Genomic DNA, 15,162 nt, shown 5'->3' on the forward strand with positions numbered 1-15,162 from the left:
TGTTCCCGTAGAAGGGATATTTGAGGGGTGTCAGAGGGATTTGTTGTGCCCCCAATCGCGGGCAAGCCCGCTCCCACAGTGATTTGCGGCGTACACAAATCTTGTGTACGCCAAGAACCCTGTGGGAGCGGGCTTGCCCGCGATAGCGTCAGTCAGGCCAATGCAGTCTCGGCCGGCGAAACAATACTGGTCTTGCCCCCACGGGACTTACCAGAGCTCAAATACTCGGCAATCGATTCCTGAGTCACTTCACCCAGGAACACCCGCTCGGCGTCCATCACCGGCAGCCACGAGCGGTTGAACTCGTACATGCGCGACAGCAGGATGCGCAAATGCTCGTCGTAGGCTGCGGTGGCGTTGAATTGACGCAGGTATTGCGCGCAAGTACCGGCCTGGCGGTGCAGGTCGCGACGGCGCACGTAGCCCAAGGCCTTGTTCTCGGCGCAGGTAACCACCACGTAGCGACGGTCCAGTTCGTCCATCAGTTCCAGTGCTTCGGCCACCGGAGTTCCCGGGCTCACCGATGGCGCGTTGTCCGCAGCGTCTTCGGCTTTGACCAGCAACAGGCGCTTGAGGGTGCTGTCCTGGCCGACGAAGTTGCTGACAAAGTCGTCCGCCGGGTGCGCGAGAAGCGTGTCCGGATGGTCGATCTGCAGCAGTTTGCCCGCGCGGAAAATCGCGATCTTGTCGCCGAGCTTGATCGCTTCGTCGATGTCGTGGCTGACCATGATCACGGTCTTGTTCAGCGCCCGTTGCATCTCGAAGAATTCGTTCTGAATCATCTCGCGGTTGATCGGGTCGACCGCGCCGAACGGTTCGTCCATCAACAACAGCGGTGCATCCGCCGCCAGCGCACGAATCACGCCGATCCGTTGCTGCTGGCCACCGGACAATTCACGCGGATAGCGAGTCAGATACTGCTTGGGTTCGAGCTTGATCATGCTCATCAACTCGCGGGCGCGGTCGTGGCATTTCTGTTTGTCCCAGCCGAGCAGGCGCGGAACGATGGTGATGTTTTCTTCGATGGTCATGTTCGGGAATAAACCGATCTGCTGGATCACATAGCCGATGTTGCGACGCAGGGTCACGGCGTCGAGGTCAGTGGTGTCTTCGCCGTTGATCAGGATCTTGCCCGAGGTCGGTTTGATCAGGCGATTGATCATCTTCAGCGTGGTGCTTTTGCCGCAACCCGATGGCCCGAGGAACACACAGATTTCGCCTTCATTGACGGTCAGGCTTACCGAGTCCACGGCTTTCACATCTTTGCCGTTGCTTTGGAAGGTCTTGCTGAGGTTTTGAAGTTCGATCATTTGAGCAATCCTTTTGGAGTCAGCGTGCGTTGCAGCCATTGCAGAAGCAGGTCGGCGAAGATGGCCAGGAGACTGACCAGCACGGCGCCGACGATCAGCATCGACATGTCGCTGCGGCTGATGGAAGCGAGAATGAGTACACCGAGGCCACCGGCGCCGATGGTCGCGGCGATGGTCATCACGCCGATGTTCATCACCACGGCGGTGCGCACGCCGGCGAGGATCACCGGCACGGCAATCGGCAGTTCGACCATGCGCAGGCGCTGGCCGAAGGTCATGCCAATACCGCGCGCTGCTTCGCGAATGCCCGGTTCGACGCCGGTCAGCGCCAAATAGGTGTTACGCATGATTGGCAGCAACGAGTACAGAAACACTGCGGTGATCGCCGGCATCGGGCCGAGGCCCTGGCCGAATTTCGAATAGAACGGCAGCAGCAGGCCGAACAGCGCAATCGATGGCACGGTCAGCAACACCGTAGCGCTGGCTTGCAACGGGCCGGCCAGTGTCGGGAAACGGGTCATCAGGATGCCCAGCGGCACGCCGACCACAATCGCTAACGTCACCGCGATGCCAACCAGGGTGATGTGCTGCCAGGTCAGGTGCAAAACCTGCGGCCAATCGAGATGGGAAAAGGCGTTCAAAAATTCCATGGCTTTTCCTCCTCAGTTGATGGGGTGCTGGCGCAGGAAATCTGCAGCAACGGATGAAGGACTTTCGTGATCGACATCGACCCGCGCGTTGAGCTGACGCATGGTGGCGTCATCGAACAGTTCGGCCAGCGGCTTGAGCTCTTCGGCAAGTTTCGGATGGGCGTCGAGGTAAACCTGACGCACCACTGGCGCGGCGGTGTAGTCCGGGAAGTAGTGCTTGTCGTCTTCCAGCAACTTGAGCTTGAAGGCGTTCAAACGACCGTCGGTGGTGTAGACCAGACCGGCAAACACCTGGCCATTGCGCAGGGCGGTGTAGACCAGCCCTGCGTCCATCTGACGGATGTTTTTACGCGTCAGGTTCATGCCGTAGAGATCCACCATGCCTTCGAGACCGTCGGAACGGTTGGCAAACTCAGTGTCCAACGCGACGAGGTGATTGGTCTTCGCCTCAGCCTGCATCACCGTGTTCAGCTCGCTCATGGTGTTGATCTGCGGATAAGCCTTCGCGGTGTTTTCCGGCAGTGCCAGGGCGTAGGTGTTGCTGAACTTCGACGGGGTGAGCCAGACCAGGCCTTTTTTCGCGTCGAGTTCTTTCACCCGGGCGTAGGACTGAGCGCTGTCGAGCTTGTCGGTGACATGGTTGTAAGCCACCAGCGACACGCCGGTGTATTCCCACATCAAATCCAGCTGGCCACTTTCGTGGGCGCTGCGAGCCAGGTTGCTGCCCAGACCGCCGGTCACTTGGGTGTCGTAACCCTTGGTTCGCAGGTATTGGGAAGTGATTTCCGCCAGCAGGGTTTGTTCGGTGAACACTCGGGCACCGATGCGGATCACCGGTTTTTCAGCGGCTTGGGCAACTCCTGCGAACAGCAGAACGCAGCCCAGTAATAGGCTTAGCTTTTTCATAAATATTCCTTTGCCGAGGCTTAAGACGGGCGGAGGCCGCGTTCGAGCCAGAGGCGGCTGGCGAGTGTCACCAGACCGTCGAGCAGCAAGGCCAGCAGGGCGGTGCAGGCCGCGCCGAGCAGCAGTTGCGGCTGATTGTTCAGGGCGATGCCGGGGAAAATCAGGCTGCCCAGACTGTTGGCGCCGATCAGGAACGCCAGCGGTGCGGTGCCGACGTTGATCGCCAGCGCCACGCGCACGCCACCGATGATGATCGGCACGGCGTTCGGCAGTTCGACCCGCCATAGCACCTGAGTCGGTGTCATGCCGATGCCGACGGCTGCTTCCTTCAACGAACCCTGAACATTTTTCAGGCCTTCATAGGTGTTGCGCACGATCGGCAACAGTGAGGCGAGGAACAAGGCGAAGATCGCAGGGCCGCTGCCGATGCCGAGGATACCCAGGGCGATGGCCAGTACGGCAAGAGGCGGCACGGTGTTGCCGATGTTGAAGATCTGCATGAAGCGTTCTGCGCGTCCAACCATGGTCGGGCGGCTGAGGAAGATACCGGCGGGTATGCCCACTACAAGGGCGGCCAGCATGGAAACGAGGACGAGAATCAGATGAGCTTGCAGGTAAAACAACAAATCGTCGCGGTACTGTTCGATCGTGTTGATGCCAATCCAGTGGACCAGCAGGGCCAGAAGGGCGACGACAACCGCACCTCCTATCAGCCCTTTGCCATAGCGAATAGCCACAGGCGGACTCCTTTTTTCAGTCGGCGAACACCGCTTCGTGTGGCAATGCCATTCCTGGCTGCCGAAGTCAGTGTTCGCGAAAAGCAGCGCGTTCTATGTCCGCAAAGGGACATGAATCGAGCCATAAGCGCAGCCTCGTCAGGCTAACTTGCTGATTTTTCAGCCCCTGGTACGAGTGCCGTAACAGGGGAGTGGACGTCTGCACCTTTTAAAAGGTTCCATAATTAACAGCATTTAGCCACCCCGCATCTCGGTTTACCCAGGGCGAACGGTGGTCCGTAGATGTCGGTTTGCGCTATACTCGCCGCCCTTTTTTGAATCACCTGCCAGGCGATTTCCCATGACCAAACAGGCCGCCGAAGTCGCGAAACGCCGCACTTTCGCCATTATTTCCCACCCCGATGCCGGTAAAACCACCATCACCGAGAAGCTCTTGCTGATGGGCAAGGCGATTGCGATTGCGGGCACGGTGAAATCTCGAAAATCCGACCGCCATGCCACCTCCGACTGGATGGAAATGGAAAAACAACGGGGTATTTCCATTACCACGTCGGTCATGCAGTTCCCGTATCGCGACCACATGATCAACCTGCTCGACACCCCGGGCCACGAAGACTTCTCCGAAGACACCTACCGCACTCTGACGGCGGTGGACTCGGCATTGATGGTCCTCGACGGCGGTAAGGGTGTAGAGCCACGGACCATCGCCCTGATGGACGTCTGCCGTCTGCGTGATACACCGATCGTCAGCTTCATCAACAAACTCGACCGTGACATCCGCGACCCGATCGAACTGCTCGACGAAATTGAAGCGGTCCTGAAGATCAAGGCTGCGCCGATCACCTGGCCGATCGGTTGCTACCGCGATTTCAAGGGTGTTTATCACCTCGCCGACGACTACATCATTGTCTACACCGCTGGCCACGGCCACGAGCGCACCGATGTGAAAATCATCGAGAAACTCGACTCCGATGAAGCCCGCGCGCACTTGGGCGACGAGTACGATCGCTTTGTTGATCAGCTGGAACTGGTGCAAGGCGCCTGCCACGAATTCAATCAACAGGAATTCCTCGACGGCCAACTGACGCCGGTGTTCTTCGGTACCGCACTGGGCAACTTCGGTGTCGATCACGTGCTCGACGCCGTGGTCAACTGGGCGCCGAAACCGCTGGCCCGTGTCGCCAACGAACGCACCGTGGAACCGGTTGAAGAGAAATTCGCCGGCTTCGTGTTCAAGATCCAGGCGAACATGGACCCGAAACACCGCGACCGCATCGCCTTCATGCGGATCTGCTCCGGCAAGTACGAAAAAGGCATGAAAATGCGCCACGTGCGCACCGGCAAAGATGTACGGATCGGCGATGCGCTGACCTTCTTCTCCTCCGAGCGTGAGCAACTGGAAGAAGCGTTTGCCGGCGACATCATCGGTTTGCACAACCACGGCACCATCCAGATCGGCGACACCTTCACCGAAGGCGAAGTCCTGGGCTTCACCGGCATCCCGCACTTCGCCCCGGAACTGTTCCGTCGCGTGCGTCTGCGTGATCCGCTGAAATCCAAGCAACTGCGTCAGGGCTTGCAGCAATTGGCCGAAGAAGGCGCCACTCAGGTGTTCTTCCCTGAGCGCAGCAACGACATCATCCTCGGCGCCGTCGGTGTGCTGCAGTTCGATGTGGTCGCCAGCCGTTTGAAAGAGGAATACAAGGTCGAGTGCTCATATGAGCCGATCACCGTTTATTCCGCGCGCTGGATTGATTGCGACGATAAGAAGAAGCTCGAGGAATTCCGGGTCAAGGCCGTGGAAAACCTTGCGGTCGATGGCGGTGGTCACCTGACCTACCTGGCCCCGACGCGGGTCAACTTGGCGCTGATGGAGGAGCGCTGGCCGGACGTGAAATTCCGTGCGACGCGTGAGCATCACTAAGCGCTGAGCTGTAACGCCCAAAGCCCCGATGCGTAAGCCTCGGGGCTTTTTTGTGCCGCCTCGGTCAACAGTGGGAGCGGGCTTGCTCGCGAAAGCGGCCGTTCATTCAACATTGATGTCGACTGACCCGACGCCTTCGCGAGCAAGCCCGCTGCCACATGGGATCATCATTGTTAGTGGGTTTGGATATAAGACTTATTCGAAACCAATCTCTTCGCCAACGGGATTTTCTGCTACCCGGTAGCGTCCTGTCTGGAGAACCCGGTCAATCGGAACTAAATTTCATTCAGTACCTTTCAGGCATCCACGCGTCACCCAAGAAAGGATGGAATCGACTATGAGTATTTTTCAACGCATTGTGTTGTTGCTTAAAGTTTTGGTGATGCTGTCCCTCGGCACGTCGGCGGTGGCGTGGGCAGAATGTCAGGACCATGAAAAACAGGCCTTTAACGGGCAAGGTGTGCACAGCGAGCTGATGATCGCTGCGACCGAATCAGACGAAGACGACCCAGACGCCGACGAGGATGAGGAAGACAAGCAAACGTAGATGACGGACAAAAGAAAACCCCTCCTGCCGGACTGATGCGCAATCTGGCGGAAGGGGTTGGTTGAGAAGCACAATCCCTGTGGGAGCGGGCTTGCCCGCGAAGACGGAGTGTCAGGCACCACATATGTTGGATGTGCCGGCCTCTTCGCGGGCAAGCCCGCTCCCACAGTAATTTCTGTTCGCCCTCCTTTAACCCAAGAATTGCTCGGCGTAGTGACAAGCCACCTGGCGGGTGTCGACCAGGCGCAGCAGCGGTTCTTCGGTGGTGCAGCGCTCGGTCGCGTACGGGCAGCGCTTGTGGAAGGCGCAGCCGGACGGCGGGTTCAGCGGGTTCGGCAACTCACCGACGATCTTGATTTTCGGCTTGTCCGGATCCGGGTGGATGGTCGGAGTGGCCGACAACAGCGCTTGGGTGTACGGGTGCAGAGGGCGAGTGTAGATGTCCTCTTTCGGGCCCATTTCCACCGGGCGACCGAGGTACATCACCATCACGTGATCGGCGACGTGGCGCACCACGGCCAGGTTGTGGGAGATGAACACGTAGGCGGTGTTGAACTCTTGCTGCAAATCCATGAACAGGTTCAACACCTGCGCCTGAATCGATACGTCCAGCGCCGAGGTCGGTTCGTCCGCCACCAGCACTTTCGGTTGCAGCATCATCGCGCGGGCCAGGGCAATCCGCTGGCGCTGACCGCCGGAGAACATGTGCGGATAGCGCTGGTAGTGCTCAGGCCGCAAGCCCACCTGTTTCATCATCGCCTGGACTTTCTCGCGACGTTCCGAGGCGCTCAGGTTGGTGTTGATCAGCAGCGGCTCGGCGAGTTGGTCACCGACTTTCTGCCGTGGGTTCAGCGACGCGTATGGGCTCTGGAACACCATCTGCACGTCTTTACGCAGCTGCTTGCGCTGAGCCTTGTCGGCGCCGGCGACTTCCTGCCCGGCGATTTTCAAGGATCCGGAGGACGGCTCTTCGATCAGCGTCAGGGCACGGGCCAGGGTGGATTTGCCGCAACCCGATTCGCCCACAACGGCGAGGGTTTTGCCGGCTTCCAGTTCGAACGACACCCCGTTAAGGGCGCGCACGGTCGCATGACCCTTGAACAGGCCACGGGACACTTCGTAGTGACGGGTCAGGTTGCGGGCGGTAAGTACGACGGCCATTACGCCACCTCCTGATTCAGCGGGTAGAAGCAGCGGGCGAGGCTGTTGCTTTTCGGGTCAAGGGCCGGACGCTGGGTGCGGCAGTTGTCCTGCACGTAGGGGCAGCGCGGCGACAACAGGCAGCCTTGCGGGCGGTCGTAGCGACCGGGAACGATGCCCGGCAGTGTCGACAGGCGCGCGGCACCCAGGCTGTGTTCCGGAATGGCCTTGAGCAGTGCTTCGCTGTACGGGTGCGCCGGAATGTCGAACAGTTGTGGCACCTGACCGACTTCAACAGCCTGGCCGGCGTACATCACGCACACGCGCTGGGCGGTTTCGGCCACGACCGCGAGGTCGTGGGTGATCAGCACCAGGCCCATGTCCTGTTCTTTCTGCAGGGCCAGCAGCAGGTCCATGATCTGCGCCTGAATCGTTACGTCCAGCGCGGTGGTCGGTTCGTCGGCGATCAGCAGTTTCGGTTCGCCGGCAATTGCCATGGCGATCGCAACACGCTGGCTCATACCACCGGACAGTTGATGCGGGTAGGCGTCCATACGGCTGGCGGCGCCCGGGATTTCTACTTTTTCCAGCAGTTCGATGGCGCGCTTGCGGGCGTCCTTTCTGGACATTTTCAGGTGCAGGCGCAGCACTTCTTCGATCTGGAAACCGACGGTGTAGCTCGGGTTCAGCGCGGTCATCGGGTCCTGAAACACCATGGCCAGGTCTTTGCCGACGATTTGCCGACGCTGACGATTGCTGAGCTTGAGCATGTTCTTGCCGTCGAAATTCAGGGCGTCGGCAGTGACGATCCCCGGATGCTCGATCAGGCCCATCAGCGCCATCATGGTCACGGACTTGCCGGAACCCGATTCGCCAACGATGGCCAGCACTTCGCCCTTGTCCACGGTAATGTCGAGACCGTCGACCACCGGAACGGCGTTGGCGTCGCCGAAGCGAACGTTGAGATTCTTGATTTCTAACAGGGACATTTGAATCTCCTCAGGCGGCGTTCTTGAGTTTCGGGTCCAGCGCATCGCGCAGGCCGTCGCCCATCAAGTTGATTGCCAGCACGCTGAGCAAAATGGTCAAACCAGGCAAGCTCACCACCCACCAGGCGCGTTCGATGTAGTCGCGAGCCGAAGCCAGCATGGTGCCCCACTCAGGCGTTGGCGGTTGTACGCCAAGGCCGAGGAAGCCCAGTGCCGCGGCATCGAGAATCGCCGAGGAGAAGCTCAAAGTGGCCTGAACGATCAGCGGCGCCATGCAGTTGGGCAGCACGGTGACGAACATCAGGCGTGGCAGACCGGCACCCGCCAGGCGCGCGGCGGTCACGTAGTCGCGGTTCAGCTCGCCCATTACCGCAGCGCGGGTCAGACGAACATAGGACGGCAATGAAACCACGGCGATGGCAATAATGGTGTTGATCAGGCCAGGGCCGAGGATGGCGACAATCGCCACAGCCAGCAGCAGGGACGGCAGGGCCAGCATGATGTCCATCAGACGCATGATGGTCGGGCCGAGCACGCGCGGGAAGAACCCGGCGAACAGACCCAAAAGGATGCCCGGAATCAGCGACATCACCACCGACGACAAGCCGATCAACAGGGACAGGCGCGAACCGTGAATCAAACGCGACAGCAGGTCGCGACCGAGTTCATCGGTACCCAGCAGGAACTGGATTTGCCCGCCTTCCAGCCAGGACGGCGGGGTCAGCAGGAAGTCGCGGAATTGCTCGCTGGGGTTATGCGGTGCGACCCAAGGGGCGAAGATCGCGCAGAAGATCACCAGCAGCATGAACATCAGGCCGGCGACGGCGCCTTTGTTCCTGGAGAACGCGTGCCAGAATTCTTTATACGGGGACGGATATAGCAGGCTTTGATCGACTGCTACCGGTGTAGTGAGAGTGGTCATGGTCTTGATCTCAGCGCTGATGACGGATGCGTGGGTTGGCAAAACCGTAGAGGATGTCCACCACGAAGTTGACCAGAATCACCAGGCAGGCGATTAACAGGATGCCGTTTTGCACCACGGGATAGTCCCGTGCGCCAATGGCTTCGATCAGCCATTTGCCGATGCCGGGCCAGGAGAAAATGGTTTCGGTCAGGACCGCACCGGCCAGCAACGTGCCGACTTGCAGGCCGACCACGGTCAGGACCGGAATCAGTGCGTTGCGCAGGCCGTGAACGAACACCACGCGCGATGGCGACAGGCCTTTGGCGCGGGCGGTACGGATGTAGTCTTCACGCAGCACTTCGAGCATCGACGAACGGGTCATCCGCGCGATCACCGCCAGCGGGATGGTGCCGAGCACGATGGCCGGCAGGATCAGGTGATGCAGGGCATCGAAGAACGCCCCGACGTCATCGGCCAGCAGCGTGTCGATCAGCATGAAACCGGTGCGCGGCTCGATGTCGTAGAGCAGGTCGATCCGCCCGGACACCGGGGTCCAGCCCAGGCTCACCGAGAAGAACATGATCAGGATCAGGCCCCACCAGAAGATCGGCATCGAGTATCCCGCCAGGGAGATGCCCATCACCCCGTGGTCGAACAGGGATCCTCGCTTGAGTGCCGCGATCACCCCGGCCAGAAGGCCCAGGATGCCGGCGAACAACAGGGCGGCCATGGACAGCTCCAGGGTCGCGGGGAATAGAGAGCTGAACTCGGTCCAGACGCTTTCACGGGTGCGCAGGGATTCGCCGAGATCGCCGTGGGCCAACTTGCCGATGTAATCCAGGTATTGGGCATACAGGGGTTTGTTCAGACCTAGGCGTTCCATTGCCTGAGCATGCATTTCGGGGTCGACTCTGCGTTCGCCCATCATTACTTCCACGGGGTCGCCTGGAATCATGCGAATCAACGCGAAAGTCAGCAAGGTGATGCCGAAGAACGTGGGGATCAATAACCCCAATCGGCGGGCAATAAAACTAAACATCTTGTGTGGTACCTCATCAGCCGGTTAGGCATGCCCGGCAGCGCTGGGATCAGCGATGCCGGGCGTTTCTTATCTACTTCACCTGAGTGGTGGCGAAGTTATTAGTGGTGAGGGGGCTAATGTGATAGCCCTCTACGTTGGTGCGCATTGCGGTGAACATACGGGTGTGCGCCATGCTGATCCACGGCTGGTCCTGATTGAAAATGGCCTGGGCCTGCTCGTAGAGCGCGGCGCGTTCGGCCGGATCCACTTTGGCCCGTGCCTGGTCGAGCAGTGCCTGGAATTTCTCGTTGCACCAGCGTGCATAGTTTTCGCCGTTTTTGGCGGCCTCACAACTGAGCATAGGCGTCAGGAAGTTATCCGGGTCGCCGTTATCGCCGGCCCATCCAGCAGACACCATATCGTGCTCGCCGTTTTTCGCGCGCTTGAGCATTTCGCCCCATTCCATGACACGAATATCGACTTTGATCCCGACTTTGGCCAGGTCGGCCTGCATCATCTGCGCGCCGAGCATCGGGTTCGGATTGGTCGGGCCACCACCGTTACGGGTGAACAGGGTAAACGTGGTGCCTTCCGGTACGCCGGCTTCCTTGAGCAGGGCGCGAGCCTTGTCCAGATCACGTGGCGGGTTGGTCAGTTTGTGGTTGTAGCCCAGCAGGGTGGGCGGGTACGGGTTGACCGCCACGGTCGCATTGCCTTTGCCAAACAGCGCGTTGACGTAGGCTTCCTTGTCGAACGCGATGTCGATGGCTTTGCGCACCCGCACGTCACTCATGTATTTGTGCTGAGTGTTCATCGCGATGTAAGACACGGTCATTGCGTTCAGTTCATCGACCTTCAGCTTGTCGTCTTTCTTGATGCTCGGGATGTCATCCGGTTTCGGATACAGCGCGATCTGGCACTCGTTGGCCTTGAGCTTTTGCAGGCGCACGTTGTTGTCGGTACCGATCGCCAGGATCAGGGCTTCCGCCGGTGGTTTGCCACGGAAGTAGTCAGGGTTGGCCTTGAAGCGCACCTGAGCGTCCTTGGCGTAACGCTGGAAGATGAACGGACCGGTGCCGACCGGTTTGTTGTTCAGGTCGCCGGTCTTGTCGGCCTTGAGCAACTGGTCGGCGTACTCGGCGGGGTAGATCGAGGAGAAGGCCATGGCGATGTCGGCCAGGAACGGCGCTTCACGGCGGGTCAGGGTGAATTTGACCGTGTTGTCGTCGACCTTCTCGACGCTTTTTAGCAGCTCTTTGAAGCCCATGCTTTCAAAGTACGGGAAGCCCACGCTCGACTTGTTGTGCCACGGGTGTTTGGGGTCCAGCTGACGCTGGAAGCTCCAGACCACGTCGTCGGCATTCATGTCGCGGGTCGGCTTGAAGTAATCGGTGGTGTGAAACTTGACGCCTTTGCGCAGGTGGAATGTGTAGGTCAGACCGTCGTCGCTGATGTCCCACGACTCGGCCAGTGCCGGAATCACTTCAGTGGTGCCGGGCTTGAAGTCTGCCAGACGATTGAAGATGGTTTCGGCCACCGCATCGGCTGTGACTGCAGTCGTGTACTGGACTATGTCGAAGCCTTCCGGACTGGCTTCGGTACAGACCACCAAGGGTTTGGCCGAGGCGCCGACGGCGACACTCAGCAACGCGGCAGCGATGGCCGCTCGTAGGGGAAGCATTTTCATCTAGAGCCCTCTGCAATCGGTTGAACAGAAAAGCCACGGCTGACTCATCATGAGTCAGCCGCAGGCATGCGTTTTACAAAATGTTGAACGGGATGGTGGTCACGAGACGGAACTCGTTGATGCTGCCATCCGCCTGGTTTTCGCTGGCGCGGTGAGCGGTGTAGGTCGCGCGAATGGCGGTGGCCTTGAGTGGGCCGCTCTGCACGGCGTACGAAGCGCCGATGCCGTATTCATAGTGGTGTTCGCCATCCTGGCTCTGGATGCCGTCATAACCCTTGTCTGCCACGCCGCCGTTGCCGGTGTAGTGAGTGCCGTCGATGCCCCAGCCGCGAGCCTGGTAGATGTTGAATTTCAGGCCAGGCACGCCGTATTCGGCCATGTTCAGACCGTAGGCAATCTGGAAGGATTTCTCGTTCGGGCCGTTGAAGTCCGACAGCAGGGAGTTGGCCAGGTAGATGCCGTTGGTTTCGTGCAGGTAGTCGAAGTACTCGTTACCGTTCACTTCCTGATAGGAGAAGGTCAGGCTGTGAGCCTGGTGGGTCAGGCCGAACGACAGGGAGTAGGTGTCGTTGTCGATCTTGCCGATCAGCGCTTTACCTTCTTCCTGGGTTTTGTAGTAGTTCAGGCCTGTGGTCAGGCTCAAGACCTGGCTGTCGCCCAGCACATGACTGGCGCCGAAGTAGTACTGGTTCCAGATGTCTTCGGCCTGGGTCGCCCAGAGGCTGGTGGTCAGGCTGGCGAATGGGGTGTAGGTGATGCCGCCCGTGTAGACGTGATCGGTTTCAACGATGCCGTTGGCGTATTCGGTACGGAATTTACGCTGGCTTTCTTCGGTACGCGGAGAGTTGCGATCAAAGGTGGCCAGGTCGAAAGCCAGGTTGTTCAGCTCTTCGCTGTGGATGGCCACACCTTGAAAGCTCGAAGGCAGCGCACGGTTACCGATGACATCGACCATCGGGCTGCTGAAGTTCTGGCGGCCAGCGGTCAGGGTGGTGTTGGACACACGGGCCTTGACGTTGGCCAGGCCCAGTTTGCTCCACTGGCCGACGGCGTCGCCACCTTCTTCGGTCAGGGTACGGTTGTTGCCCGCGCCAGGACGGGTACCCGGTGCGCCGCCGTTGTTGGACGCCAGATCCTTGCGATCACGATCCAGAGCGATGGCGTTGTAGGCCGCCACTTCTGTGCTGAAACCCACGGTACCTTCAGTGAAGCCCGAGTTGTACTTGATGATGGTGCCCTGGACCCAGTTGATACGACGATCAGTCGGGGTTGAAACGCCATCCTTCTTATAGGCGAACTTGGCACCACGTTTCAGTTGCTCGTTGGCGTACCAGTTACGCGTGCTGCCGGTGACCGATTGGCCTTCGACAAAGCCGGTTGCTTCGGCTTGAGCGCTTTTGGTGTTGACCGTAACCGGGGTGAAAGCCTGGCTCTGGGATTCAGCGTACGCCGTGGCGGTCACGCTGCTGATGGCCAAGGCCAATAACGCGGTGCTGCTCAGTTTCATGGGTGAAGCTCCTTACTTACTTTTTTTTAATGCCGGTCTTTTTTGGTGATCCGGCTATTTGGTTTAGAACTTATGCACGCATCGCAAACGTTTGCTACAGGCCGAATTGGCGAATTACGGCAATACGCTTGCGTGAGGGCGGATTCCGCCCCCAGCGTTCTGGCTAATCGGTTATTGGTCGATACTGACGCCCGAGAACACGTTACGGCCGAAAGGACTTACCTTGAATCCTTCGACTTTGGCGCTCAACGGCTGGTTGACCGTCGAGTGGGCGACCGGCGTGATCGGCACCTGCTGCTTGAGGTACTGTTGCGCCTGTTTGTAGAGCACGGTGCGCTGGTCGCGATCGGTCACGACCTTGGCCTGCTTGATCAGCTTGTCGTAAGCCGGATCACACCACATGGAGTAGTTGTTGCCGCCAATGGCATCGCAGCTGTAAAGCGTGCCGAGCCAGTTGTCCGGATCACCATTGTCACCGGTCCAGCCGATCAGGCTGATGTCGTGCTCGCCGTTCTTGGTGCGCTTGATGTACTCGCCCCATTCGTAGCTGACGATCTTGATCTTGAGGCCGATCTTCGCCCAATCCGCCTGGAGCATTTCGGCCATCAGCTTGGCGTTGGGGTTATACGGACGCTGAACCGGCATGGCCCAGAGAGTGATTTCAGTGCCTTCCTTCACGCCGGCAGCCTTGAGTAGTTCCTTGGCTTTTTCCGGGTTGTAGGCGGCGTCTTTAATCGTCTCGTCGTAAGACCATTGGGTCGGTGGCATGGCGTTGACCGCCAGTTGGCCGGCGCCTTGATAGACGGCGTTGAGAATGCCTTGCTTGTTCACCGCCATGTCCAGCGCCTGGCGCACTTCGAGCTGATCGAACGGTTTGTGCCGCACGTTATAGGCGATGTAACCGAGGTTGAAGCCGGGCTTCTCGATCAGTTGCAGTTTCGGATCGTTTTTCAGTGCGGTCACGTCGGCCGGGCGCGGATGCAGGGTGATCTGGCATTCGTTGGCCTTGAGTTTCTGCACGCGCACCGAAGCATCGGTGTTGATGGCGAAAATCAGGTTGTCGAGCTTGACCCGGCTCGGGTCCCAGTACTGCTTGTTGCCGCTGTAACGGATGTTGGAATCTTTCTGGTAGCTCTTGAACACGAACGGGCCAGTGCCGATCGGCTTCTGGTTGATGTCGCTCGGCTTGCCGGAGGCCAGCAACTGGTCGGCGTATTCGGCGGAAAGGATCGCGGCGAAGCTCATGGCAATATTCTGGATGAACGCGGCGTCGACGCTGTTGAGCGTCATCACCACGGTCAGCGGCCCGGTCTTCTCGACCTTGGCGATGTTCTTGTTCAGGCTCATCCCGTTGAAATACGGGAACTCGGTCGGATAAGCCTTACGAAAGGGTTGCTGCGGATCGAGCATGCGATTGAAGGTGAACAGCACGTCATCAGCGTTGAAATCGCGGGTCGGTGTGAAGTATTTGGTCGTGTGAAATTTCACCCCTTCGCGCAAGTGAAAGGTGTACTTGAGGCCATCCTCGGAAATATCCCACCTCGTTGCCAGACCTGGTACGACGTTGGTGGCGCCTTTTTCAAACTCTGCCAATCGGTTGTACAGCGGCTCGGCGGCGTCGTTATCGGTCGCAGTGGTGTACTGCGCCGTGTCGAAACCGGCGGGGCTGCCTTCGGAGCAGAACACCAGGCTGTTATTGGCGGCCTGGCTGATGGAAGTGACGGCCAGCAGGCCGGTGCTCAGCAATGCGGATAAAACCAAGGTATGGCGCATGACGCTCCCTCTTTTTGTAGTGTTATTCAATGCGCCGCGATTCCGTCCGGGGACGTTGTGGCTGCAT

13 protein-coding genes are annotated in these 15,162 nt (G+C 59.2%); 2 read left to right on the forward strand and 11 right to left on the reverse strand.

Annotated features, from left to right (window positions below; all coding sequences use genetic code 11):
* Positions 1-152: 152 nt before the first annotated feature.
* Genes AB3226_RS18830 through AB3226_RS18845 form a run of 4 tightly spaced genes read right to left on the reverse strand, consistent with a single transcriptional unit; the run spans position 153 to position 3,603 of the window.
* Complete coding sequence (locus tag AB3226_RS18830) at positions 153-1,310, reverse strand: betaine/proline/choline family ABC transporter ATP-binding protein (RefSeq protein ID WP_367374149.1); 1,158 nt, start codon at positions 1,308-1,310, stop codon at positions 153-155.
* The gene (locus AB3226_RS18835; RefSeq protein ID WP_063341568.1) at positions 1,307-1,960 is read right to left on the reverse strand and encodes an ABC transporter permease; all 654 of its coding nucleotides are present in this window, start codon (positions 1,958-1,960) and stop codon (positions 1,307-1,309) included. Before AB3226_RS18835 ends, AB3226_RS18830 begins: the two co-directional genes overlap by 4 nt.
* A 12-nt stretch (positions 1,961-1,972) precedes the next feature.
* Positions 1,973-2,866 (reverse strand): glycine betaine ABC transporter substrate-binding protein, encoded by an 894-nt coding sequence (locus AB3226_RS18840; protein ID WP_367374150.1) that lies wholly within the window; start codon positions 2,864-2,866, stop codon positions 1,973-1,975.
* Between the two features lie 20 nt (positions 2,867-2,886).
* Positions 2,887-3,603, reverse strand: coding sequence for an ABC transporter permease (locus tag AB3226_RS18845; protein WP_007900385.1), 717 nt, complete (start codon positions 3,601-3,603; stop codon positions 2,887-2,889).
* A gap of 340 nt (positions 3,604-3,943) precedes the next feature.
* Between AB3226_RS18845 and AB3226_RS18850 the strand changes: the two genes are divergently transcribed.
* Together AB3226_RS18850 and AB3226_RS18855 are read left to right on the forward strand one after the other, a co-directional pair.
* Positions 3,944-5,527 (forward strand): peptide chain release factor 3, encoded by a 1,584-nt coding sequence (locus tag AB3226_RS18850; RefSeq protein WP_007942808.1) that lies wholly within the window; start codon positions 3,944-3,946, stop codon positions 5,525-5,527.
* Between the two features lie 337 nt (positions 5,528-5,864).
* Positions 5,865-6,074 (forward strand): hypothetical protein, encoded by a 210-nt coding sequence (locus tag AB3226_RS18855; RefSeq protein ID WP_367374151.1) that lies wholly within the window; start codon positions 5,865-5,867, stop codon positions 6,072-6,074.
* Between the two features lie 189 nt (positions 6,075-6,263).
* Here AB3226_RS18855 and AB3226_RS18860 read toward each other — a convergent pair whose 3' ends face one another.
* The 7 genes from AB3226_RS18860 to AB3226_RS18890 all read right to left on the reverse strand — a co-directional run bounded on the left by AB3226_RS18860 (position 6,264) and on the right by AB3226_RS18890 (position 15,095).
* Complete coding sequence (locus tag AB3226_RS18860) at positions 6,264-7,235, reverse strand: peptide ABC transporter ATP-binding protein (RefSeq protein WP_367374152.1); 972 nt, start codon at positions 7,233-7,235, stop codon at positions 6,264-6,266.
* A complete protein-coding gene (locus AB3226_RS18865; RefSeq protein ID WP_052965616.1) occupies positions 7,235-8,203 on the reverse strand; it encodes an ABC transporter ATP-binding protein in 969 nt (322 codons plus the stop codon). Before AB3226_RS18865 ends, AB3226_RS18860 begins: the two co-directional genes overlap by 1 nt.
* A gap of 10 nt (positions 8,204-8,213) precedes the next feature.
* Positions 8,214-9,125 (reverse strand): ABC transporter permease subunit, encoded by a 912-nt coding sequence (locus tag AB3226_RS18870; RefSeq protein ID WP_367374153.1) that lies wholly within the window; start codon positions 9,123-9,125, stop codon positions 8,214-8,216.
* A 10-nt stretch (positions 9,126-9,135) separates the two neighbouring features.
* On the reverse strand, positions 9,136-10,146 hold the full coding sequence (locus AB3226_RS18875; RefSeq protein WP_007900379.1) for an ABC transporter permease subunit: 1,011 nt from the start codon (positions 10,144-10,146) through the stop codon (positions 9,136-9,138).
* A 73-nt stretch (positions 10,147-10,219) separates the two neighbouring features.
* The gene (locus AB3226_RS18880) at positions 10,220-11,815 is read right to left on the reverse strand and encodes an ABC transporter substrate-binding protein (RefSeq protein WP_367374154.1); all 1,596 of its coding nucleotides are present in this window, start codon (positions 11,813-11,815) and stop codon (positions 10,220-10,222) included.
* Positions 11,816-11,888: 73 nt separating this feature from the next.
* Positions 11,889-13,322, reverse strand: a complete 1,434-nt coding sequence (locus AB3226_RS18885; RefSeq protein WP_367374155.1) for an OprD family porin — start codon at positions 13,320-13,322, stop codon at positions 11,889-11,891.
* Positions 13,323-13,493: 171 nt separating this feature from the next.
* Entirely contained in the window at positions 13,494-15,095 is a 1,602-nt protein-coding gene (locus AB3226_RS18890; RefSeq protein WP_367374156.1) for an ABC transporter substrate-binding protein, read from the reverse strand.
* Between the last annotated feature and the right edge of the window lie 67 nt (positions 15,096-15,162).

This window comes from Pseudomonas lini (assembly GCF_964063345.1).
In the GTDB taxonomy this organism is placed as follows: Bacteria; Pseudomonadota; Gammaproteobacteria; order Pseudomonadales; family Pseudomonadaceae; genus Aquipseudomonas; species Aquipseudomonas lini_B.